Here is a 22,991-nt window from a genome sequence, read left to right as displayed (position 1 = left end):
AAATTAAGGTCACGTTGCGGATTTACCAAGATTAGGTCAAAATTCCGGGAGCAAAAGTCAAAATAACATCAATTGTTTGAAACGGTGATTACTTTCCCTGTGTTCATGTCGTATACCGCGCCGGTGATGATCAATGCTTTATTTTTTTCCATTTCAGCGAGTATGGGACTTCTTTTTCGTATCTCCTGCAGGGTGAGCCGCACATTCTGTTCGCATACGGCATGCACATAGGCTTCATTTTTAGCCGTTCTTTCCCCATCATATTTAGCGCTGGTGACGGCGGGTTGTATTTTTGACAGCAGGGCTGTTATATTGCCCAATTTGACATTATCGATAGCCGATTTAATAGCTCCGCAATGCTCATGTCCGAGTACAATAATTACCCTGGCGCCGGATACCTTGCAACCGTATTCCAGGCTTCCAAGTATATCTTCGTTTACCACATTGCCTGCCACCCTGGCCACGAACACATCGCCGATTCCCCTGTGAAAAACATCTTCCACCGGTACACGTGAGTCCAGGCAGGAAAGAATAACCGCTTTGGGATATTGACTTAAAGCGGCTGCCCGTACCCGGGCCGAAGTATTTCTGACGGTTAACCGGTCATTTACAAAATCATTGTTTCCCTGCATCAGGATGTTCAATACGTCTTCCGGTTTTAGCGCCTGCTGCTGCGCCTGGGTAAGAACCGAGTTTTCCAGCACGTCGCTGGTATCTATCGCTACTTTATCCTCTTTTACTATGCTGACACTGTCTCCACCGGGCAGGTTTTTGTGAGACGAAGATCCGTTACAGGCACCCAGGAGAAGTGAGCATCCCAAAGTATACAAATACAACAGGTTGTTTTTTTGCATGGATAGTAGATTTAAGATGACGAATGAATAAGGCGGTTGTTGCTAATGGTCTGATCCCAATCAGGTATACTGATATTGATTGTCAAAATTACAATAATTTCTATTGTCCTGTGCGTTATACTTTTATTATTGCGTTCCTGTGTTTGCCACCCCATTCGCTGAGTTGTTTAAAAATGGGGCCGAACTCTTTTGCCATTTCAGTGAGTTCATATTCTACCCTTGGCGGCACTTCCGCATATACGGTTCGCTTTACCAGGCCGTCTTCTTCCAATGTCCGCAGCTGCAGGGTCAGCATGCGTTCTGTGATATAGGGCAGCTCCTTTTTCAACTCGCTGAAGCGGTATTTTTGGGTTTCCAGTTTACTTAGTATCAGTATTTTCCATCTGCCTCCTATTTTATTAACGGCATAGGTAAGATCACATTCAATGATAATAGTCTCATTGCGGGAGTAGGTAGAGTTTTTCTTTCTGGTTGCCATTAGTTACATATTTGTTCGTACCACACAATTGGCTGTATACTACATAAAATTAGTGGCTACCTGCTACTTTTACAAAGAAATTTTTTAACCGGACGGTGATCATTTCATTTGTCCAAATAAAGCACAGCATTATGGATCTGTATTTAAAAGGAAAGACCGCAATAGTAAGTGGCGCCAGCCAGGGTTTTGGTAGGGCCATTACAAAGGAATTAGCCATAGAAGGTGTGAAGGTATTTGCCACTGCCAGGAATGAGGAGTTGCTCAATAGCCTTAAAACTGAAATTGCAGCAGCGGGCGGGGTGGAACCGGTATTATTCGGGTATGATTTTGTAGCACCCGATGCGCCGCAAAAGATCGCAGCCGCGGCGTTATCGGCCCTGGGGCATGTAGATATCCTGGTCAACAATGCAGGACGCAGTCGTCCGATGGATGTAATTGGCGATGAAGAGGGCTGGACAGCCTCTATGACGCTGGACTTTAACCGTCACCGGCAGCTTACGCAACAGCTGTTACCCCAATTTATGGAACGCAGGAGCGGGGTGATCCTGAACATCACCAGTACCTACGAGTTGCGTATGCTTAACGCTTCAGCCGTTGCCAAAGCAGCGGTGGCCGCATGGTCAAAAGGCCTTGCCGGGCAGCTGGGGCAGTATGGTATCAGGGTCAATTGTTTGCAACCCGGTCTTATTGACACGGAAAACATCCGCCCTTATTTTCCCGGTGAGGAACGGAAAAAGTTTGCGGAGCAGGAAATACCTTTGGGAGATTTTGGCGCGCCCCAGGATATCGCCAATATGGTCGCCTTTCTCGTGTCGCCCCGTGCGCAGTATGTAACCGGTGCTGTGGTGGTGGTAGACGGGGGGATGCGGCGGTATGCGTTTTAGGGATGTCATGGATATTCTGAATGATCTTTATGGAAATTCTCCGCTGCTGCATCTTCCATGAAATTCATTGTTATGCTATCAGCCCGGATTCATGTTCTTGCTATGCTTATCTGCCTGTTTGCTGCACCGTCAGCAAAGGCTCATCTCCCTCCACATACCGTTGCCGGTATACCGCTTCCCGCAGGGTATAAACGGGTGGCACAACCAGCCGGTTCTTTCGGCGCCTGGCTACGTTCGATGCCATTGAAAGCCGACAACAAAGTATATCTCTATAACGGACAATTAAAGGGAAATCAGCAGGCGCAATACGCGGTGCTGGATATTTCCGTTGGCAGCAAGGACCTGCAGCAATGCGCAGATGCCGTGATGCGTTTATACGCCGAATATTTATACGCGGAGAAATCATTCGGGAAAATAGGCTTTAATGCCACAGACGGTACCAGGATGAATTACAGCGACTGGATGAAAGGGGATCGTTTCCTGCTTAAAAATAATCGTCTCCGTAAAGTGCGGCAGGCGGCTCCTGGCAGTGGCCAGACTTGTTTTACACAATATCTTGAAACGGTATTTTCCTGGGCGGGAACATTGTCGCTCAGTAAGGAGCTGGTACCGGTAAAGGATACACGAAAATTACTGCCAGGTGATGTATTTATCAGGGGAGGGGCGCCAGGCCATGCAGTAATTGTAATGGATGTGGCAGAGAATGCAGCAGGAGAGCGGATTTTCCTGCTGGTACAAAGCTATATGCCGGCGCAGAATATGCATGTATTAAAAAACCCGGCTGTATCATCGCCCTGGTACCACGGAGGTTTCAACGGTAAACTGCTAACACCGGAATGGGTGTTTGATGCCGGGGAGTTGAGGAGGTGGCCGTGAAGAGAATTACGAATTACGTAGTTGTGTGTAGATATCAGCGAAGGTAATCATCCGCTATTATCTACACACAACTCCGTAATTCGTAATTCTTTCTCCGTAATTCTTTCCTCACGAATGAGCGATATACTCATTCTCTACTTCGCCATCTGCGTATAATTTAAGGATAGCATACCCGGGAGGTGTTTCAAGATAGTAACCTTCTCCGGCGGATTCTTTATCTCCCGTACCCCACCAGAAACCGCTCATCGCGCCATTGCAGCAATACCGTACGCCATTGTACACGGTATTATCGGAGAGGTGGTTATGACCGCTCAGGCATATTTTTACTTTATCGCGATGCGTATAAAATAAAGATTTCAGGCGTTGATGATCGGAGTGGCCGCCACCTACGAGGATAGGTGTAATACCCAGGATCGGGTAATGGGACATTACCAGGGTAGGGGTGCCGGCAGGTAATTGTTGCAGGTCCTTTTCCAACCACAGGTACTGTTCTTCATCGAGTGATACTTTGTCGTTATTGCTGTCCAGGATAATAAAATGCCAGCCTTTGCGGGTGAAGCTGTAGTAGCGGTGCGGTATTTTCAAACGCTGTACCACATAGTCTTTACCATACATAGGATCGTCTTTGGCCGGGGCTTTCCACCACATATCATGATTACCAAGACAGCTGTAAACATCATGCGATTTCAAGGTGCTGATGCAATCATCCCATATCTGCCAGAGCTGCGTCACCCTTTCTCTTTTTACGTCGTCGTAGGAAGCGTCAAAAATGGAGTCGCCGCCGTTAAGAAAGAAGTCTACGTTTTTGCGCTTTACCTCTTCCAGGCATTTTTTGAACCTTGCGGGGGCGTTGAGGTCTTCACGTATATGCACATCCGTTATATGTGCAATGGTCAGGGCCGGCTTACGTTTGTCGGCTGTTGCCGCCTTAACGGCAGCCGGCCCCAGGAGGGTGCCGGCTGCTATTAGTCCTGTGTGTTTTAGGATATCTCTTCTATTCATAAAATGGTTTATTGCCAATCGAAAATTTGTTTCAGGTTTGGATTCAGGGCCACCTGTGTGTATGGTATCGGGCGATAGTAGAATTTAGGTTCCTGGAAAGTGCGTAGGCGCGTTTCCGTTACAATGGGGCCGCCTGCGGTACCATTCTTTAGATACACTGTTACATCTTCCCCGATAGATCCGGCTTTGTAGTAGATCAGCGGAATGCCAAGGGAATTTTTTTCTTTGGCGTTTTCAACCGGAATGTCTGCACTTTTATCTATCAGGATAATATCATCTACCCCGTCACCGGTCATATCGTATTTTCCAAGGCCGGGAAAGTACATGCCTTCCGGTATTTTTTCCAGCACTTTGCCTGCATGCCATCTCATAAGGTCATTATAGCGGTATCCTTCCAGTGCAAATTCCACGCGTCTTTCACGACGTATTTCGAGGATCACACCTTTCATGGCCCCTGTTACATCCTTAAATCTGGCGGCTTCCACCGGGTCAGGGTTGGCGTTGGCATCAGCCATGTTCAGATCTGGCATACCAACACGTTTGCGCAGCAGGTTAACGGTTTTGTCAAGATCGGCCTGTGACAGCTTTTCTTCTTCTGCCATTGCTTCTGCATAGGTAAGCAACGCTTCTGCATAGCGGTATACCGGGAAATCGATGCTGCCTGCAATGATGTTGTCTGTGCTATTGGCATAGCCTTTCACCTGGTGATAGCCGGTAAAGTTTTTATTTAAGCGTTGTATGTAAGGTGTTGCATCAACCGCCCTTTTAAATCCTGGGAATACCAATGTTTGTTTTAAACGGGGATCCCTGTTTTGGAATTCCTGGGTAAACAGGAATTTATCATAACCCGGAATATCGGTAAAACGCTTGCCATCCTTCATCAGGTAGGTTTGCACCAGGTCTCTTGATGGAGATTGCTCATAGTCACCAAAGAGGTAGCCGTTAATATTGCTGTTGCTCTTGTTCGGATCTTTGGTGTAATCATATGGACAGGCGAGTATCACCTCTGGATTTCTGAGGAGATCCTGGCTGGAGAACAGTGCCGCATAATCCTGGCTGGCATCAGGTTGTAACCCTTTGTAAACGCTGAATTTGCCGGAATTAATGATGTCAAGCGATTGTGCTTTGGCGCTATCCAGGAAACGGGTAGCAGTATTTTGCAGACCGAGTTCGGGGTGATATTTGCGGAAGGTGCCTTCATAAAGCGCGATCCTCGCATACAGCATTTTTGCTGCCCATAGGTTAGGGGTACCGGTTGGTACTTTTTCCCTGATATGTTGGGTGGCAAATGTGAGATCTGCGATGATATTGTCTACCACGAGAGCGCGGGAATCGCGCGGCTTATACAGGCTGGAGTCGCCCGGCTTCAGCGTGTTGCTATACCAGGGTATATCAGAGAAGCGGCTTACTTTATCATAATAAAAGGCAGCCCTGTAATACCTGGCCAGACCCGCATAGTGATCCTTTACTTCCTGGGTTACGCTGGCTTTATCATAATTATCCAGGAAATAGTTGATGTCGCGTAAGCGATCCCAATTCCAGCCGCCTGTAATAGTTTGTGAACTGGGCTTGCCGGTCATGATGCTTTTTATTTCAACGTTGCCGGTGGTAGCCATGTTGTCGCTGCTCTGGTCGCCCAGGTATTCACCTGTGCCGGGCAGACTAAGCAACCCATTGACGTAAAGGGAAAGGTCACTCTCTGATTTAAAGAATAAATCCGGTGCGATGGCATCCTGCGGATAGCGATCGAGGAAGCTTTTTTTACAGGATGCACTGATGACCAGGATCCCGACAATAATATAGCTGGTAATTTTTTTCATGTTACGATGTTTAAAAGGTCCGGTTTTACAGGTCAAGATTCAATCCTACTGCATATTTGCGCTGATAAGGGTAGGCCCATCCGTAACCGTCTATAATAGATTCCGGATCCACATACTTTTTGATGGAAGAGAACTCAAATACATTCTCGCCAGTAACGTAAACGCGTAAACGATTTATATGGTAACGTTTTGTAAGCGATGCTGGTAAAGTGTAACCTATTGTAACGTTCTTGATACGTAAATAGGCAGCATTCAGCATATACTTCGTTTGAGGGATATCCAGTCCCTTTCCGTTGTTAGCATCCGCCAACCAGGATTGCAGTACAGGATAATAAGAATTGGTGTTGGCATCTGCCAGTCCTGCCTTGATATAAGAATCGCTGTGTTGTGCGCGGGTAGCTTCATTATCTGCTGCGGCACGGTAAAAATCAAGATTCCAGGGATAGATATTGGCATATGGCTGCTGGTAAGGCCCCCAGAACAGGTAGTGATGAGGGTAATAATCCATCTTTGCAATTCCCTGCAGGAATACGGAAAGATCAAAACCATTCCAATTCATATCCACATTAAAGCCAAAGCGGTAGTGCGGACTTGTATTACCAATCACTTTTAAATCTTTAGGATCTTTCGCGGAAATACCCTGTTCAATTTTTCCGTCGCCGTTAAGATCCTTGTACTTTGGCCATCCCTGCACGATATCCAGTGAACCCCATGGAATAATGGCAGATTCATCCAGTTTATTGATCTCATCTTTATTCTGGAAATAACCGTCGTTGGTCAGGCCCCATATTTCACCAATGGTTTGTCCCACCCAGTACTTCGATCCAAATAATTTCTGGTCATTCTGGAAACGGGTGATTTTTGTTTTGTCATCAGACAAAGTAAATCTCACGCCCACGTTGAGTGGTTTTGCGGCCACATTGAAGTCGGTACGATAACCCAGCGTCAGCTCCCATCCGCGGGTAGATAAATCGGCAGCATTTTGTTTGGGAGGATCGGTGCCCAATACGCCGGGCAGTTCCTGCACCTTGGTGAGCATGCCCCTTGTGTTACGTACAAAGTAGTCAAATGATGCCTGTAATTTATTCTGCAAAAAGCCCATATCCACGCCTACGTTAGTGGTCGTTACTTTTTCCCAGGTATAGCTGGATGGATCCACCTGCAGTAATGGCGAGCCGTCTATAACGGTCTGATTAATATTACCGTCTATCAGGTACCCGGATTTGGTGGTGGGTAATGTTTGTATATATCCGAAGTAGGGAACACTCTGATTACCCAGACTACCGTAAGAGCCTCTGAATTTGAGGGTAGACAGTACGGGAGACATTCCGCGCATAAAGCCTTCTTCGCTGGCTATCCATGCGGCAGATACGGATGGGAACATACCCCAGCGGTTACTGCTCGGAAACCTGGATGACCCATCATACCGGCCATTAGCCTCTACGATGTAACGGTCTTTAAAGGTATAATTAATCCTTCCGAAAAAACTCCGGATAGCATAGGCGTAGTATTCTGTTCCTACCGTAGGATCACCGCTGGTGAGGGTGATGTAGGGCAGCGAGGAAGAGATGATCTTTTGCTTGCTGGCATCTATCCGTTGCCATTCATAGCTTTCCTGGTTATATCCGGCCAGTATGGTAAAGCTGTGGTTTTTTGCAATGGTTTTATGATAGTTGGCGAAGAGGTCGAAAACATCGTGATTAATGGTACCATTGTTCTCTGTTACGCCATTACCCGGTCCTTCCATGCGTATATCTTTTGGACCGTAACCAATGTTATATTGTTTCTGATCCACATGATATTTCCACAGTTCTCTTTTGAAACTGGCATCGCCGGTGATCTGTAAATCATTATTGAGGAAAGAAGCCACTCCACGGATCACATCCTGGAAACCAAAGCGGGTCTGGAGATTACGGCCGCCGTCTACCAGTTGCGCAGCAAGTCGGCCTGCGCCGGTATTAGCCCAGGTACCATCGGGGTTTACCGCTACCTGTGTAGGTTGCAGGTAGTACACATCGGTGATGTTATATGCGGGTGCATCAGCCTTGGTCTGGTAAATGCTCAGGTTATTGTCGATCTGCAGCCATTTGATCGGTCTTACATTGAGCTTGGCACGCATGCCATACCTTCCCCAATCGTCTTTAGCCAGCTTATTCAAACCATTTTCCTTTGTGTAATCAGCTGAAATGAGGTAAGATATAGGGGCCTTTTTAGCTGTTTCTGCACTACCACTCAGGGAAATACTATGATATTGGGAGAAATTACTTTTACTGAAGAAGTAATCATTCCAGTTGTTGCTGCCCATGTAAGCCCACTTGGTAGGGTCGCTGGGATCAATACGGGTATCGGGGAGAGAAGGGTCATTGGATCTTTCTCTTGCCCATTTATAATACTCATCGGAATAATTGACATAATCCCAGGGGGTGTTATTGGTGGCCGTTTCAAGTACGCGGGAGTAGATATATGGATCTGTTACCGCATCCGGCATCACGGTACGGCGCGACATTGCAAAATAATTGCTGTAACTGAGCGATTGTTTGCCGCCCGGCGTACCCTGTTTAGTGGTGATTAGGATTACCCCGAAAGAAGCCCTGGCGCCATAGATGGCGGCAGAAGCAGCATCACGTAAAACAGAGATGGATGCAATATCGGCAGGGTTCAGCCGCATCATATCATCTGTGGCAGCTGTAATACCATCGATAATGATGAGTGGAGCTACCATACCATCACCACTGGCGATAGTGGCAAAACCACGGATATTGATTTTCGGCGTTTGTCCGGGGCGACCACCGGAGTAACTGATGTTCAGTCCGGGACTGAGACCTTGTAACCCCTGCATCACGTTGGCGATAGGTCTTGCTGCCAGCTGTTTTCCGGCAATCTGATCGATCGCGCCGGTCACGTTTATTTTCCGCTGTGTACCATAACCCACCACAATTACCTCTTCCATAGAATTTTTGGATGGCTCCATGGTAATAGTGAGCGTTTCCCGGCCGTTGAGCGACACTTCCTGCTGGTCATAACCGATATAGGTCACCACCAGGATACCGTTTTCCGGCACTTTTAACTCGAAATCACCTTTATCGTTGGTAACGGTACCAATACTGGTGTTCTTCAACCTTACGCTCACACCCGGTAATACTTCCCCGGTAGGACTTACCACATGGCCTTTTACCGTATTGTCCTTGCTCACCACGGCGGCGGGCGCAATTACAATCAGGTTGTCGGACATTTTCCGGAAATGAAGGGAGGTATTATCCAGTATTTTATTCAATACCATATCTATGCTCCAGTCTTTCACATCCAACGAAATTTTGTGATTCGACGGGAGGTTGTCATCGTTGTAAACAAACCGGTAATGGCTGTTTTTTTCCAGCATCGTGAGCGCCTTTTCCAGCTGTACCTGGTTGAGCTTCACGGTGATGGTGGATTGAGAATGCACCGATGCACTTACATGTAAACAGGCAACGGTGACGAGGAGCATTGAAAGCTTCATAAAAATCAACAGTTTATACAACTCCCGCTTAGGCGGAAGCCACTTGCCCACTGTACTTTTTTTCATACATTTGTTTTGTTGGTTAATTAATTGTTGATGGAAAGTTTACCCAATACAATGCTGTTAACCGATATTTACACGGGGAATGGTGCGAACATTTCCCGTTTTTTTTTCGGTTAGAGCTTACTTGCGAATAGTTCTTTTACTGTTTGTTTACTTTGTCAGACGTGTTTTACAAGTGAATGTTTTATTTAATCCATATTTTCCCGGCGGCATCTTTATGCCAGGTAAATGACATGGTTGTTTCCAGCGCATCCAGCACCTGCTCTATGCTTTCTGTTTCAAATACTCCACTGAAGTAGAGATCTCTTTTGCTGTCATCTTTAAACCCAATTTCCACTCCATACCACTGTTCGAGCATCACCACTACTTTTTCCAGTTCCAGGTGTTTAAATGCCAGTTTATTCTGTACCCAGGCGGTTTCAGGAATAATGCTATCCTGCACAGGAATTAATTTACTTTTATAGATGACCACGGGTGCGGTGGTGGCATGGCTTTCAGCCACTACCGGATGTACAGGGATGGTAATTTTCTCGTTTGGCTTTAAGGAGATGACCTGGTTCTCCGCATTGTTCAGCACTACTTCCACAGCACCCTGCACCAGGGAGGTTTCGGCACTGTCTTCCTGCGGATAGGCCCTCACATTAAAGGAGGTTCCCAGCACCCGGACATGAAAGGCCTGCGTATGTACGCGGAAAGGCCTTTCTGCATCGGCTTTTATCACGAAAAAGGCTTCTCCTTCCAGCGTTACTTCCCGGGCCGCATGTGCGGCAAACTGTTTAGGATAATCCAGCTTACTGCCGGCATTCAGCCAAACACGGGAACCATCGGGCAGCAATACCTGCGTACGCATTCTCTTTTCTGTGACCAGCTGCGCCTGCGGAGCGGGGGCCTGCTGCCTGCCGCTGTAAAACCAATACCCGCCAACCGTGAGTAATAATATGCTGGCGGCAATGCCGCTGTATAGTTTCCACATACTGCGCCTCACCGGAACGATTGTTTCCCTAACGGTATCAGGCATCTCCTGCATACGCTGCCGGTGTTTCTCCAGCAGCAGCTGCACCTGCAGCCCGGTATATTGTTTGCCTGCCGGCGCCCAGTTTTGCGCAAATACCTCCCGGATGTAGCCGGCGTCGGGGTATTGCTGCAACAACTGTTGCAGGTCAGTGGCTTCTTCTGCGGTAAGTGTACCGGCCATTTCGCGGGCCAGCAGCGCATAAAGTTTTTCTTGGTTCATAATAGAAGTGGCGGGCTGCCGGAAGCCAGGAAAAATCCTTTTACTCCCTGCAACTATAAGAAGGACAAATAAACCCGTAAAAGTTCCCTAAAGGAATTGAAAAAAAATTTAAGAATCCTGCCGGAGGTAGGTCTGCGCTGTTTCATCCGACAGGTCAAAGCGGATGGCCTGGGATATTTTCTTCACCGCAATCGTCAGCTGGGCATCCACCGTTTTGGTGGAAATATTTAAAAGGGTGGCCACCTCCCGGTAACTGAGCCGGTCCTGTTTAATCAAACGGAATATCAGCTGGCAGCGGGTAGGCAGGCTGCGGATTGCCCGCTCTATTTTCTGGGATACTTCCGCCGATACCATGCCGCTTTCAGCCTCCGGTGCAATTACCAGCATATCGGCATTTAAGGCGTCCAGGGAATGGTGCTGATGCCTTTTTTGCTGTTGTAACGTATTAAGAGAGAGATTTTTGGTGCTTACATACAGGTATACCACCGGGTTTTCCACGTGCGACATATCGCGCCGCTTTTGCCACAACGAAATAAATACATCTGACACAATTTCTTCTGCCAGGTGAAACGAGGATACAATGGATGCAGAAAAATGAATAAGCCGGGTGCATAAGGCTATGTATAGTTCGTTGTACGCCTGTATACTATCATCATAGCAGACCCTTTGAAAAAGCGATTTTATCTGCTCATTTTCTCCCATGGCGCAAAAATATAAAAAACGGAATAACTCTTTTATTAACTGTTTGTTATGGATTTTGGTTGCTCATTAATCCTTTCATTATTCAACTGACGGCAATATATACATTTTTTGGATTCCCCGGATATTCTGGTAAAAGTCAGGTAATAAACGATTTACTTATCTTTACCCATAGCAATGACCGATACTTCTTTCATAAAATTATCCGCACTCACAGGAAAAATTCAGCAGGCGCTTCACAGCGTGTTTGCTGAACAAACCTATTGGGTGGTGGCTGATGTTACCAATCACTCTTTCTACCAGCAAAAAGGGTATCATTATTTCGACCTGGTGGAAAAAGAAGAACATGCCGGCGGCATCGTAGCCAAAGTATCGGCAGTAGCGTGGGGAAACGGCGCCGTCAGGATTAAGGAGTTCGAAATAGTAACCGGACAGCCCTTTAAGAATGATATTCATGTGCTGATCCGTGTATCAGTGAGCTATCACCAGGTACATGGCCTGCAGATCACCCTGCTCGATATTGATACCGCCTTTACGGTGGGGCTGCTGGAGCAACAGAAACAGCAAACATTACTGCGCCTTACCACGGAATGCGCTGATTTTATCCGCAAAGCGGGCGACCGGTATATTACACGCAACAACCAGCTGCCACTGCATGCCGTGATACAACGGCTGGCCATCATTACCTCCGGTAACTCCGCAGGGTACCAGGATTTCAGGCACACGCTGGAACATAACCATTTCGGCTATACGTTTATTATCGACAATTATTTCACCGTTGTACAGGGGGAAACCAAAGCGGAACTGGTGCAACAACGGCTGATCGATGTTTATAACAGCCAGGTGCCGTACGATGCGGTGGTAATCATCCGTGGCGGCGGCGCACAAACAGACTTCCTGATTTTTGATACTTTTATACTGGGCAGGGCAGTAGCCAAATTTCCCATCCCGGTCATTACAGGGATAGGGCACCAGAAAAATGAAACCATAACGGACATGATGGCGCACACCGCTACCAAAACGCCTACCAAGGCCGCCGAATGGATCATTGCGCATAACCGGAATTTTGAGGAGGCAGTGATCAGCATGCAACAAAATATCCTGATCCGATCGCAACAGCTGCTTTCCAATCATTTTCAGCAATTGTCGTTGCTCAACAACACTGTCATTAACCAGAGCAGAACCCTGCTGGCGAACCATAAGGAAGATTTGCATGCCTGCAAAAATGTGGTGCTGCACACGGCCTCGTCTATTTTGCTGAACCGCCACCGGGAACTGATCGCGGTGTCGAACGGGGTATTACAGCGGCCCAGGATCACCGTATCCAACCGGCTTAATGACCTCAGTAACATAGTCGCCAATTTCCGTTCGTTTAGCCGGATGTATATGCAAACGAAGCGTGGACAGCTAACACATTATGATGCCCTGATTAAACTGATGAGTCCTGCCGCTATCCTGAAAAGAGGCTTTGCCATTATTTACCGGGACGGGCATATCATCACCAATGCCAAATCACTCCAGCCGGGAAGCCACATTAAGGTGGTGTTACCCGACGCGTCGCTGGAAGCTACTATTACCGAAAAAAATATCACCCATGAGCCAGGAACTGACATATGAAGCAGCCTATAATGAATTGCAACTGATCTCGGAGGAAATAGAGAATGAAGCTGTTTCAGTAGATCTTTTAGCAGAAAAGGTAAAGCGCGCGGCCGTTCTCATAGAATTTTGCCAACAGAAATTGCGCGCCACAGAAGCAGAAGTAAATAACATTATTAAACAGATGGAAGGCAATAAGGGAGGGGAGAAGTAAGCACTAACGCGATGCTCCCTGTAACGCAATACTATCCTGGTATTGCCGATATAATTGCCTGATATATACCCTCAGCTCATAGGCCGTACTTCCTCCCAGTATGGCTGGCCCCGGCCGGTAATGCGTCATAAAATAATCCAGGCTGTCGCCACTCAACCCGGTAACCTCCTGCACCATCGCCGGATCGTAGGCGCGGCTTACATAATCTTCCATTTCTTTTGCCAGCAGCTGCTTTCTCAGGGCTTCCCTGCGCCGGTTTTTATGGAAGGAAAGGTTTTTGTATAACTGGTGAATGCTAACACCTTGTTGTACGGTATGAAACTGGTCCCTTAATTCCTGCTTCGACAGGGGAGGCAACAACAGGTTGAAGTTCCAGTCCTGTTGCTTTTTGAAATAAGCACCATACTCCCTGCGCAGGCGCAACGAGTCGGCATAGTAATTCCTTCCGCGAACCAGCTGCTGTTGCAGGGTAATCACCCCTTGTTTCATTTGTATATGGAGAGAAGGTAAACTGAATAGTTCCTTTGTAATCACCACCAGTTGCGGAAGATAGCCCACCATGGAAAAACGCAGTGTATCGCCGGGTTTTGCAGTAATAGCAAAAGCGCCGCTGTTATCGGTAATAATGATTTTGCCCGTGGTAATATTGACCAGGCTAACGCCTGCCAGCGGGTCAAATGTTGTATTGTCTGCTACGGTGCCCCGCAGCGATTGCTGGGCAACCAGGGTGGTGGGAAAAAGAAAGAATAAGAGGCCGGTAAAGGTCAGCTTCATGGGCAGCGCATTTATGCCAAGTTACCGGAATCGGGTGAGGGGTTTATAGAGAAGGGTTCTAAAGTTTTGTTATAAAAGCAGGGAAATTATCTTCATACAGGCAAAGGAAATAAAAAACGAACAGGTAAGCGATAACAGGGCGTTATTCATCTCCCTAAAATACCTCGTTAATACCGAAATAGAATCCTGACTGGTCCCTGCCTCTACCATAATCCAGCCGGATATTTACGCGTTTTTTAAATTCCCAGCGATAGCCGATACCGTAGCTGATGAGCGACTGATGCAGTTCCAGTTCATTGAGGCGGGGAAAAACATTGCCACCGCCTACCCAGGCTACCAGGCCGCTGCGGTTGTAGATCCGCTGCCGCAGTTCAATTTGTGCGGCCAGGTAATTTTTGTCGCGGAACCGCCCTTCGTAATAGCCACGCAGCCTGTTAGAGCCGCCGGCTTCTGCCAGTAAGCTCCAGGGCACATCGCCGCTGCGCTCTTCGGCATACAGATCGGTGGCTAGTACAGCGCCCTGCCAGAGCTGTTTGTACCAGTCGAACTGCAGGTCAAACTGAGAAAAAACAGCCTTGTTCCCAAAAAAAGAAGGGAAGAAGCGATAGCCTAATCTTACGTACATGCCTTTGTAGGCATTGGGTATAAAGTCGCGGGTATCATACACAATAAACGGTCCTGCACCAATACCCAGGATCTTTTCCGGGGCCATCAGCGGTTTGCCGCCGGCAGTATCAATTTTTTTGGATTGTACGTTTTGTATCTGTGCACAGAGTCCCGCGAATAATTTGCCATTGAGGTTCACGGAAAAATCCGCCTGCATTTTTTCGGTGAGCTGCACAAATTCGGTGTAGTTATCTTTATTATTACCCGCTTCATATCCAATGCCCCAATATTTATTTGGCCTGGAGCTGAAAGAGGCTTTCAGGGCGAGCCGGAAGCGGTCGTGCGGAAAAATGGTGGTATTGCTGATCCCGATACCATAGAATCCTGTTAGTGCACCGGATGCATAAATAGCGGCGTTGGAAACCGGGAGCAGGGAATCTTTTTTATCGGTTTTATATTGTGCGGCCATCATCACCGCCAGGCCGAAACTGGTTTCAGGCGTATATACCGGTCCGCCGATAAAGCTGAGATCTACCTTCTTTTTTTTCTTTTCTACGTTGGTATGTTTGAGGTAGTACATGATATTATCAAAGAAACCCCTGGGCACGGAAACAGTGGCCGTGGTATCGGCCACGTTTTTACGCTGGGCCTGAAGTACAGCTGGAGGCGCCACAAGGAGTAGCAGTAGCAGGTATCTGTTCATGTATGACAACACAATGAATATAGCAACATTTTCAGAAAATTGATGAGTGAAGGGTTAAAAAGTAATATCATGCAAATAGCAGCACAGACAAATGTCCGGCTGCTATTGTGTATAGGGGCAACAAATTAATCGATAAATAACCGGGTCACGGCGGCCGTGTTCATGGCCCACTGCAGGGTGTACTCCTCATCTGCGGGCAGCTGATCGGTGATCTGCAGCTGTTGTGCTGCCGCTTTCACCTGCAGTAACTGGCCGATCGTCATTTTGCTATCCAGTTTTTTCAGGATGGCTTTTACGTTTCGGATATCCAATTGTTGCACCAGTTGTCCGTCGAAGGCCATTTCCAGCCAGATGATTTCTTTTGCAACCACATCCAGTACCCCGAATACCAGCCCTTTTGTTAACCCGCTGGTGATACGTACCATCTGTTGTACACAGGACGGATCGTAGGCAACACCGGTTTTAGCGGATACCTTGATCGGGTGTTGGCTATCCATCCATCCTACTACCAGGTTAGGCGTTATCGCCCCCTGTGAGTAAGCATTACAGGTGAAAGTGACGTATCGTGCGCCTGCCTGTTGCAGGACTGGTATATTTATTTCAATATATTCCGCGGTACCAATTTTATGCGGAATGGAACGGATATCGCCGCTATGCTTACATCCGGTGGTATGCAGATTTGAAAAGGAACAGTGATCCACGTGGTCCTTGTACGCCACACGGCAGCTCAGGTCCATATCCAGGTGCTGGGCAGGTAATCCTTTACCCCATTGCATAAACAGGATGATTTTATCGCCGTCTACCTGGTAACGGGTACCCATCAACGCAGCTGGTAGGTCCTGGATTTGTTCGGTACGGTCGCCGATGGCGAGCGGTATTTTAAACAATTCAGGCGCAATGAAGATGTTTTTGGCAGTCGTTTTTTCTGCTGCAAAACGTTTCGTCATCGCCAGCAGGCAAAGGTCCGTCACGGCCAACTGCATGGCTTCCAGCTGTGCTTCGTCGTACATGGACAGGAGCTGGTTGGCAGGAATGTTCTTCGCTGTTCCTCCCAGCGGCTTCACGGCACGGGTGGCGCCTTTATCGAAATAGTAGTCTGCGTACATCTGCAGGGTAAACAACAGGCGTGCAGGTACTTTGTCGAGGATGTCGGCAAAAGCAGCTGTTACAGGCGCTGGTCCAAACCACAGCATGTTGGCAAACAGGGAACGGGCAAACAGTCCTGGCCGCTGTTTCAACAGGTACATGGTACTGTTGACATCATAACGTAAACGGAAATGATTTACCTGTCCCTGCCAAACGGCGTAGTCCTGGCGGTAAAATTTATCCATTACCACGCGCAGTTTTTCAAATCCTTTACGCTGGCTGAATTCTGCCAGGCGCAGGGCACGGATAAAGCGTACCCACATTCCGCGTTTCGGATGCATCGCTTCACACATGGCCGTAGCATCCATATCCAGTGCGTTCAGCCATTTGGCTGCCATTAATCCCTGCTGACGGCTGTATTTCAGCTTCAGGGAGGTACCAATAACCTGTTGATCTGTGGTAGGAGCCACACGAATACGGGTGTTATTTTTTTTCTTCCGCTGTATAATAGTTTTTGGGGCTATCAACTGCAGGAACCCGGTATGTTTATACCACAGGTAACGGAGTATATCCGTAGGCGTTGTAAACAACATGGATGCTTCGTCGGCCTTGTTCATGGCAATCATCAGGTCTGCCACTGCTGCCTGGGTTTCTTTCATCCCGATTTTCACACCCGCTGTCAAAGGCAGTACCGTTAATAGTGCTTTCAGGCTATCCATCTGGGTAGCATCCAGTGCTGTTTTGGAAGACAATAAGTCAGCCAGGTAATCAGCTGCGGAAGCATTTGTCCACAGTTCGAGCACACGGACCTTGCTGTTTTGTCCGAAGTTTTCTATTTCACCGGCCTGGAATGGCGTACCACAGAATGGGCATCCATTATATCTTTCCAGCGCAAAAGTATTTGGCGGAATAATATGACCGCAGCGCAGGGCTGTACCCTTTCCTTTGAATTCAGTGGTGAAATAGGTCAGTATATGATCTGCCACGGTTTCATTGGTGGGAATGATCCAGTTTTTTACCAGCGGGGTCCAGTTTTTATTAACGCCCATTACTTCCCGGAATGTTTCCAGGATGGTCGCCTGGCAGGCAGGTGAAGTATGATTTAATGCCTGCAGCAGGGACTCAGACACGGTGTATCCGAGTTTGGCCAGGTTAGCTACCAGTAAACCGGTAGTGGGTGTCAGGTATGATTGGTTACGCTGAATCGCTGTATCTGCAATAAAAATGGCCTGCTGCCGTAAACCTACCTGTAATAAAGTGTTCATAATAGTTGTTATTAATAATCAGATAATTTTGCTGCTCTTTACCTAAAAAAGAAGAAGTAAGCAACAATTGACCTCGATTTTTTGTAAAGCAGGCTGGACTCGAACCAGCAACCCCCGCATCCCTGGATGAAAGAAGTATGTTTTAATTGACCTGTTGGTAATGTTAAAACGATCAATACGGTGCGCTACCATTACGCTACTGCTTTTCCATCTTCCGCGATAATTGTCAATGTGTTCATTAACAGTGAGTGAAGTAACATTTACTTGACCGCTTCCGATGACACAAAGATGCAAGTGTATGTGCGCAGTATACTTGCGTACTTAAAATTTATTTTAAAAAATATTTTAAGTAATTAATAATCATTAATTTGTGTTGTAATTATTTTTTGAGAGCAATTATCTGCGCAGGTATAATGCGTAGTATTTTATTTTCTTTGTTAAAAAGATAGTATGTCCATCAATAAACTGGCCCTGATCAGGTATAAAGCCATCGATGAATGTTTGCGCAACCGCTATCGTAAGTGGACCCTGGAAGACCTGATAGAGAAAGTAGCGGATGTGTTGTACGACGTGGAAGGTATCGGGTCCGGTGTGAGCAGGCGGACTATCCAGGCAGATATTCAGCTGATGCGTAGTGACAAGCTGGGGTACAACGCGCCTATTGTAGTGAAAGACCGCAAGTATTACGCCTACAGCGATCCGGCCTATAGTATTACCAACGCACCCATCAATGACGGCGATGTAGATAAGATGAAAGAGATCGTAGCGGTGCTGAAACAGTTTAACGGCTTCAGTTATTTTGATGACATGAGCGAAATGATTGCACGACTAGAGAATAACCTGTATAAGTCAACAGCCGAACACCGCAACTGTATCCAGTTTGAAAATAATCATCAGTTGCTGGGCCTGGTGCATATCAACCCGCTGTACCAGGCTACTCTGCATAAAAAGGCACTGCTGATAGAATACAAATCTTTTAAAGCCAGCAAAGCACAGGAACATATCTGTTACCCCTACCTGTTAAAAGAATACCGGAACCGCTGGTTTATCATTACCCGCACCAAGCACTCGCCACAACTCACCACCATGGCGCTGGACAGGATTGTTAGTTTACAGGAACTGCCAAAGGAAAGGTTTGTTCCCTACGAAGGCATTCCTTTCGAGGAGTATTTCGGTAACCTCATCGGGGTCACTAAATCAGAGAAAGATGTGGCCCATAAAATAATACTGGAAATCGATAACAAACATGCTCCCTATGTATTGACCAAGCCGCTGCATCATTCCCAGGAGGTATTGAAAGAAGGAGATAACAGTACAATTATAAGCATACAGGTAGTCCTGAACTTTGAACTGGAGCGGGAAATTATGGGATTTGGAGAACACATGAAGGTATTGTCCCCCAAATCCCTGGCCACACGCATCGGGCGCAGACTGGCCCAGGCGGTTAAAGCCTACGAATAGTGCTAACGTTGTTGCCTATCCGCTGATTTTGTGATACACAATCGTATCCGATGCCAGTTGAGGTAAGCGATAACCGCCGGTGTCGATCAGCAGTTTGGGCAGTTCCTTTTTTAGTTGTTGCACCGCTACCGGTTGCACACTGGCCTGGTATAAATAAACCTGTTGCAGTTTTTTGTTTTTCCGGAGAGATAATACCCCTTCATCCGTTACCCCGGTACCTGCCAGGTTAAGATAACGCAATTCACCGCAGGCATTCAGGGCACTCATGCCTTTACCTTTCATGTTTACATTTCTCAGGTCCAGCCGGATAAGATGATGGCATTTGGCCAACACGGGAAGGGCATTGTCGGTTACCTGTGTGCCGGCTAAACTCAGCCAGGCCAGCTGATCTTTCAACGGCAGTAACAATTGCATATCAGCATCGTTAAACCCTGCTGCGTTGATACAATCTACCGACACATAATTGCTGCCGGCGCCTACCGGCAATACTTTTACGCCCTTGGCTTCCAGCGCTGCAATGCTGCTGCTGCTTACCGCGGCTACCTTGTCTTCCGGCATAAATTCCTGTTTATCGATCGGCGTAGGAGGCTGCATGCCTTCCAATACTGCCATCATCAGCGGCGTTTTATTAAGTTCTTTTACTGTTTTGCCGGTAGGCGCACCCTGTGCTATCCACCAATGCAGCAGTTCCAGTTCCTGTGGTGTTACCGGTGGTTTGCCTTTGGGTGGCATACGATGGTCATTTTCTTCCGGCAATATCAGGCGTTTGAACAATTCACTTTCTTCCGGCATACTGTCTTTTAACACAGGACCATGTTCTCCGCCCTTGCGGATCAGGGCCACCGACTCCAGCCGCAGCCCGCCTTTCAGCTTCTGCTCATTATGACAGCTGTAGCAGCGGTTAGCTAGTACCGGCCTTACCAGGTCCTCATACAACCGGGCATCCCCTATGTTCGTATAGGCAGCGGCGTTAGCGATGGTTTTGTTCATGCCGGTGAGCTGCCGCAAACCGGCGGGCATGGCCTGGGTAAGGTAGTCGTCGCCATGGGTCAAACTACCGCCATAATGCCCTGCAGCGCTCAGCAGCAACACCATTACCAATACGGCAGGCACCTGCCACTTACGGAAACGGTTTTTATATCTTTCCATCCCGTACAAAACGGTGCTGATAACGGCCACGCCTATACCAAGATATTTATGTGTTTGTAATAGCTTCTCTTCATAACCACCATCCAGCGACAGCAGGTAACCTGTAATACAGCTGAAAATGGCAGATAATGCGGCTGCCAGCAGTACGGTAGGTAAAGCAGATTGAAGATGCCGCCACTTTTCACGGCGGGCCAGTAGTGTCAGGATAAAAGCAATCAGTAATATGCCTATCGGGAGATGCACCAGCAAAGGATGCGACCTCCCTATAAACATACTCCAGCTGCCCGTGCTAATCAGTAATTTCATTGTTTGCTATAACGTTGTTTAAGCTGCTTCATCATGTATACGTTAATGTCCCACTGGTCGGCCACCGGCTGACGGGTATAGGGGAGGGTAGGCAGATAATCTGCCGGACCAAATTCCGTCAGGAAAGTGAGTGGTTTGCCCGCCGCCTGGTGATATTGCACCACCTGGTCCCACCATGCAAAATGTGCTTTTACGGCGTGTTCCCATTCCGGCGCCCGGGGATCATTGACCTGTGGCCCTTCCGGATGCCCGATACGGGCATGTATATGCGAAGCCCGCTCCAGCGCTTTGGCTACTGTTGCCTGCTGATCCTGCAGTAATGATTCATGTACATTACACCAGTGGGAAATATCCAGTGTCAACCGCAGATCCGGCTTTGCCTCGATAAATTTTCTCGCAACATGCGCTGCAAACATCATACGGGAACGGTGTGTTTCATGGTACACCGGTACCCCTGATTGTTTGGAAATACGGATGGTCATATCTATCAGGGCGCTGTTTTGCTCGAAGGTAAAATAGTCTCTTCCTGAATGACAGTTAATATATAACGGCTTTACCTTACTATTGCTGGTAGCAGCTTTCAGTGCAGTTTCAAATTGCTGCGCGTGTTTCGTATAGTCGCTGTCGTAGCCGGCACACAGGTATCCCACCTGCAGATCATATTTGGCCAATGCGGCAAATAATTCCTGTTGCGCGGCTGTTTCTGCAGGCCACCATATTTCGAGGCCATCATAGCCGGCTTTTTTGGCCTCGTTGCAAAAAGCATCGATACTGCCATTGTAGCCCCAGTTGGTGGCCAGTACAATTAACCTGAACCCATCTTTTACCGGTTTGCCGGAAGCAGCTGCAAAGGAAGGCAGGGATGGTAAACATAACGCAGAAGCCATAATGGCGGATTGTTTTAAGAAGTTTCGTTTTTGTTGATCCATGTTTAGCTTAATATCGGTGTAATAACTTTGCCTCCTGTATCGGTGAGCCGGAACGGACGGCCCTGGAACTGGTAAGTCAGTTTTTCATGATCAAAGCCCAGTTGTTGCAGGATGGTGGCATGAATATCGTTGATGGCAACTTTACCTTTTACGGCAGAATAGCCTATTTCGTCAGTTTCCCCGTAAGAGCATCCTCTTTTGATGCCGGCGCCCGCCATCCACATGGTAAAGGCTTCTACGTGGTGGTCGCGGCCCAGGAAAGGCATGTCTTTACCATCCCTGTTTTCCTGCATGGGGGTACGGCCAAATTCGCCGCCCCATACCACCAGGGTTTCGTCGAGTAATCCGCGTTGCTTCAGATCCTGCAGCAGGGCGGTAATCGGACGGTCTATCTCCCTGCATTTGTTACGCAATCCATAATCAATAGAACCGCCTTCATCGGTACCATGCGTATCCCAGCCCCAGTCGTACAGCTGCACAAAGCGAACGCCTTTTTCTACCAGCTTGCGGGCCAGCAGGCAGTTGTTGGCAAATGATTCTTTGCCCGGCTCTGTGCCATACATTTCATGGATATAATCCGGCTCTTTGTTGATGTTCATTACCTCCGGTACGGAGATCTGCATTTTATAGGCCAGTTCATACTGGGAGATGCGCGCCAGTGTTTCCGGATCGCCGAAAGTGGCGTATTCCTGTTTGTTGATTTCATTGATGGCATTAATCGACTCTTTGCGCAGATCCCTGCTCATGCCTTCCGGATCGGTGAGAAACAGCACCGGTTCTCCTTTGGTTCTGCATTGTACGCCCTGGTATACTGACGGCAGAAACCCGCTGCCCCATACACTTTTACCGGCATCAGGCGTTTTACCGCCGGAGGTGAGCACCACAAATCCGGGCAGGTTACTGTTTTCCGAGCCCAGGCCATAGGTTACCCAGGAACCGATGCTGGGGCGGCCAAGCCGCGCGCTGCCGGTATGCATCAGCAACTGTGCAGGGCCGTGGTTGAACTGGTCGGTTTGCACCGCTTTCAGGAAACTCACTTCATCGGCCATGCTGGTGAAGTGTGGCAGGTGGTCGGAAATCCAGGCCCTGGATTCGCCGTGTTGATTGAATACCGCTTGCGGCCCCAGCATTTTAGGTACGCCGCGTATAAACGCGAATTTCTTTCCTTCGAGTAATGACTGCGGGCATAACTGGTTATGCAGTTTCTGCAGCGCAGGTTTATAATCAAATAACTCCAGCTGGGAAGGCGCACCCGCCATATGGAGATAAATAACACTTTTGGCACGGGCAGGGAACAGTGGCGCTTTGGGCGCCATCGGGTTGCCACTGGCATCTACCAGTGTTTTGCTGTTGCTGCTGCCGCAGCTGGCGAGGAAGGAGCCGAATGCAGCGGCGCCCAAACCGGCAACACAATCCATCAGGAAATGGCGCCTGGTAATATAACGCAGTGTGGTATCATTCGCTTCCTTTATCAGTCTTGCATGTTTGGTCATACT

General features: G+C 47.9%; 18 protein-coding genes and 1 tRNA gene. 5 read left to right on the top strand and 14 right to left on the bottom strand.

Features of this window, described 5'->3' with window-relative positions:
- Nucleotides 1-68: 68 nt before the first annotated feature.
- Nucleotides 69-854, bottom strand: a complete 786-nt coding sequence (locus KE626_RS16570) for a carbonic anhydrase family protein (RefSeq protein WP_211974036.1) — start codon at nt 852-854, stop codon at nt 69-71.
- Between the two features lie 115 nt (nt 855-969).
- A complete protein-coding gene (locus tag KE626_RS16565; protein WP_211974035.1) occupies nt 970-1,332 on the bottom strand; it encodes a winged helix-turn-helix transcriptional regulator in 363 nt (120 codons plus the stop codon).
- Nucleotides 1,333-1,463: 131 nt separating this feature from the next.
- On the opposite strand from KE626_RS16565, the gene KE626_RS16560 reads away from it, so the two are divergent.
- Together KE626_RS16560 and KE626_RS16555 are read left to right on the top strand one after the other, a co-directional pair.
- Nucleotides 1,464-2,216: an SDR family NAD(P)-dependent oxidoreductase gene (locus KE626_RS16560; RefSeq protein ID WP_211974034.1), complete on the top strand. Its 753-nt coding sequence runs from the start codon at nt 1,464-1,466 to the stop codon at nt 2,214-2,216.
- 72 nt (nt 2,217-2,288) lie between these two features.
- Entirely contained in the window at nt 2,289-3,092 is an 804-nt protein-coding gene (locus KE626_RS16555; protein WP_211974033.1) for a DUF4846 domain-containing protein, read from the top strand.
- A 108-nt stretch (nt 3,093-3,200) separates the two neighbouring features.
- Here the strand turns inward: KE626_RS16555 and KE626_RS16550 are convergent, their stop codons facing one another.
- The 5 genes from KE626_RS16550 to KE626_RS16530 all read right to left on the bottom strand — a co-directional run bounded on the left by KE626_RS16550 (nt 3,201) and on the right by KE626_RS16530 (nt 11,409).
- Nucleotides 3,201-4,094, bottom strand: coding sequence for a metallophosphoesterase family protein (locus KE626_RS16550; RefSeq protein ID WP_211974032.1), 894 nt, complete (start codon nt 4,092-4,094; stop codon nt 3,201-3,203).
- Nucleotides 4,095-4,102: 8 nt separating this feature from the next.
- Nucleotides 4,103-5,914, bottom strand: a complete 1,812-nt coding sequence (locus KE626_RS16545) for a RagB/SusD family nutrient uptake outer membrane protein (protein ID WP_211974031.1) — start codon at nt 5,912-5,914, stop codon at nt 4,103-4,105.
- Between the two features lie 25 nt (nt 5,915-5,939).
- Nucleotides 5,940-9,476 carry a SusC/RagA family TonB-linked outer membrane protein gene (locus KE626_RS16540; protein WP_211974030.1) on the bottom strand — a complete coding sequence of 1,179 codons (3,537 nt, stop codon included), beginning with the start codon at nt 9,474-9,476 and terminating at the stop codon, nt 5,940-5,942.
- Between the two features lie 181 nt (nt 9,477-9,657).
- Nucleotides 9,658-10,707, bottom strand: a complete 1,050-nt coding sequence (locus KE626_RS16535) for a FecR family protein (RefSeq protein ID WP_211974029.1) — start codon at nt 10,705-10,707, stop codon at nt 9,658-9,660.
- A 108-nt stretch (nt 10,708-10,815) separates the two neighbouring features.
- Nucleotides 10,816-11,409 (bottom strand): RNA polymerase sigma-70 factor, encoded by a 594-nt coding sequence (locus tag KE626_RS16530; RefSeq protein ID WP_211974028.1) that lies wholly within the window; start codon nt 11,407-11,409, stop codon nt 10,816-10,818.
- A 174-nt stretch (nt 11,410-11,583) separates the two neighbouring features.
- Here KE626_RS16530 and xseA point away from each other — a divergent pair, with 174 nt between their 5' ends.
- A complete protein-coding gene (gene xseA / locus KE626_RS16525) occupies nt 11,584-13,023 on the top strand; it encodes an exodeoxyribonuclease VII large subunit (protein ID WP_211974027.1) in 1,440 nt (479 codons plus the stop codon).
- Complete coding sequence (gene xseB / locus KE626_RS16520; RefSeq protein WP_211974026.1) at nt 13,001-13,216, top strand: exodeoxyribonuclease VII small subunit; 216 nt, start codon at nt 13,001-13,003, stop codon at nt 13,214-13,216. Before xseA ends, xseB begins: the two co-directional genes overlap by 23 nt.
- Nucleotides 13,217-13,219: 3 nt before the next feature.
- On the opposite strand, the gene KE626_RS16515 is transcribed toward xseB, so the two are convergent.
- The 4 genes from KE626_RS16515 to KE626_RS16500 all read right to left on the bottom strand — a co-directional run bounded on the left by KE626_RS16515 (nt 13,220) and on the right by KE626_RS16500 (nt 17,856).
- Nucleotides 13,220-13,990: a carboxypeptidase-like regulatory domain-containing protein gene (locus KE626_RS16515; RefSeq protein WP_211974025.1), complete on the bottom strand. Its 771-nt coding sequence runs from the start codon at nt 13,988-13,990 to the stop codon at nt 13,220-13,222.
- A 154-nt stretch (nt 13,991-14,144) separates the two neighbouring features.
- Complete coding sequence (locus KE626_RS16510; RefSeq protein WP_211974024.1) at nt 14,145-15,299, bottom strand: BamA/TamA family outer membrane protein; 1,155 nt, start codon at nt 15,297-15,299, stop codon at nt 14,145-14,147.
- Nucleotides 15,300-15,424: 125 nt separating this feature from the next.
- Complete coding sequence (locus tag KE626_RS16505) at nt 15,425-17,650, bottom strand: hypothetical protein (RefSeq protein ID WP_211974023.1); 2,226 nt, start codon at nt 17,648-17,650, stop codon at nt 15,425-15,427.
- A gap of 84 nt (nt 17,651-17,734) precedes the next feature.
- Nucleotides 17,735-17,856, bottom strand: a tRNA-OTHER gene (locus KE626_RS16500).
- 244 nt (nt 17,857-18,100) lie between these two features.
- On the opposite strand from KE626_RS16500, the gene KE626_RS16495 reads away from it, so the two are divergent.
- The gene (locus KE626_RS16495; RefSeq protein ID WP_211974022.1) at nt 18,101-19,111 is read left to right on the top strand and encodes a helix-turn-helix transcriptional regulator; all 1,011 of its coding nucleotides are present in this window, start codon (nt 18,101-18,103) and stop codon (nt 19,109-19,111) included.
- 15 nt (nt 19,112-19,126) lie between these two features.
- On the opposite strand, the gene KE626_RS16490 is transcribed toward KE626_RS16495, so the two are convergent.
- From KE626_RS16490 to KE626_RS16480, 3 genes are read right to left on the bottom strand one after another with little or no spacing between them, the layout of a single operon-like run.
- Nucleotides 19,127-20,566 carry a c-type cytochrome domain-containing protein gene (locus KE626_RS16490; RefSeq protein WP_211974021.1) on the bottom strand — a complete coding sequence of 480 codons (1,440 nt, stop codon included), beginning with the start codon at nt 20,564-20,566 and terminating at the stop codon, nt 19,127-19,129.
- Entirely contained in the window at nt 20,563-21,453 is an 891-nt protein-coding gene (locus KE626_RS16485; RefSeq protein ID WP_249207508.1) for a sugar phosphate isomerase/epimerase family protein, read from the bottom strand. The genes KE626_RS16490 and KE626_RS16485 overlap by 4 nt, the downstream gene beginning before the upstream one ends.
- Before the next feature lie 44 nt (nt 21,454-21,497).
- Nucleotides 21,498-22,988 carry a DUF1501 domain-containing protein gene (locus KE626_RS16480; protein WP_211974019.1) on the bottom strand — a complete coding sequence of 497 codons (1,491 nt, stop codon included), beginning with the start codon at nt 22,986-22,988 and terminating at the stop codon, nt 21,498-21,500.
- Nucleotides 22,989-22,991: the final 3 nt, after the last annotated feature.

The sequence above is a fragment of the Chitinophaga hostae genome, from assembly GCF_018224885.1.
GTDB lineage: Bacteria > Bacteroidota > Bacteroidia > Chitinophagales > Chitinophagaceae > Chitinophaga > Chitinophaga hostae.
The sequence above is the reverse complement of the archived record's forward strand: the minus strand, read 5'-3'. Positions and strand labels throughout refer to the sequence as shown.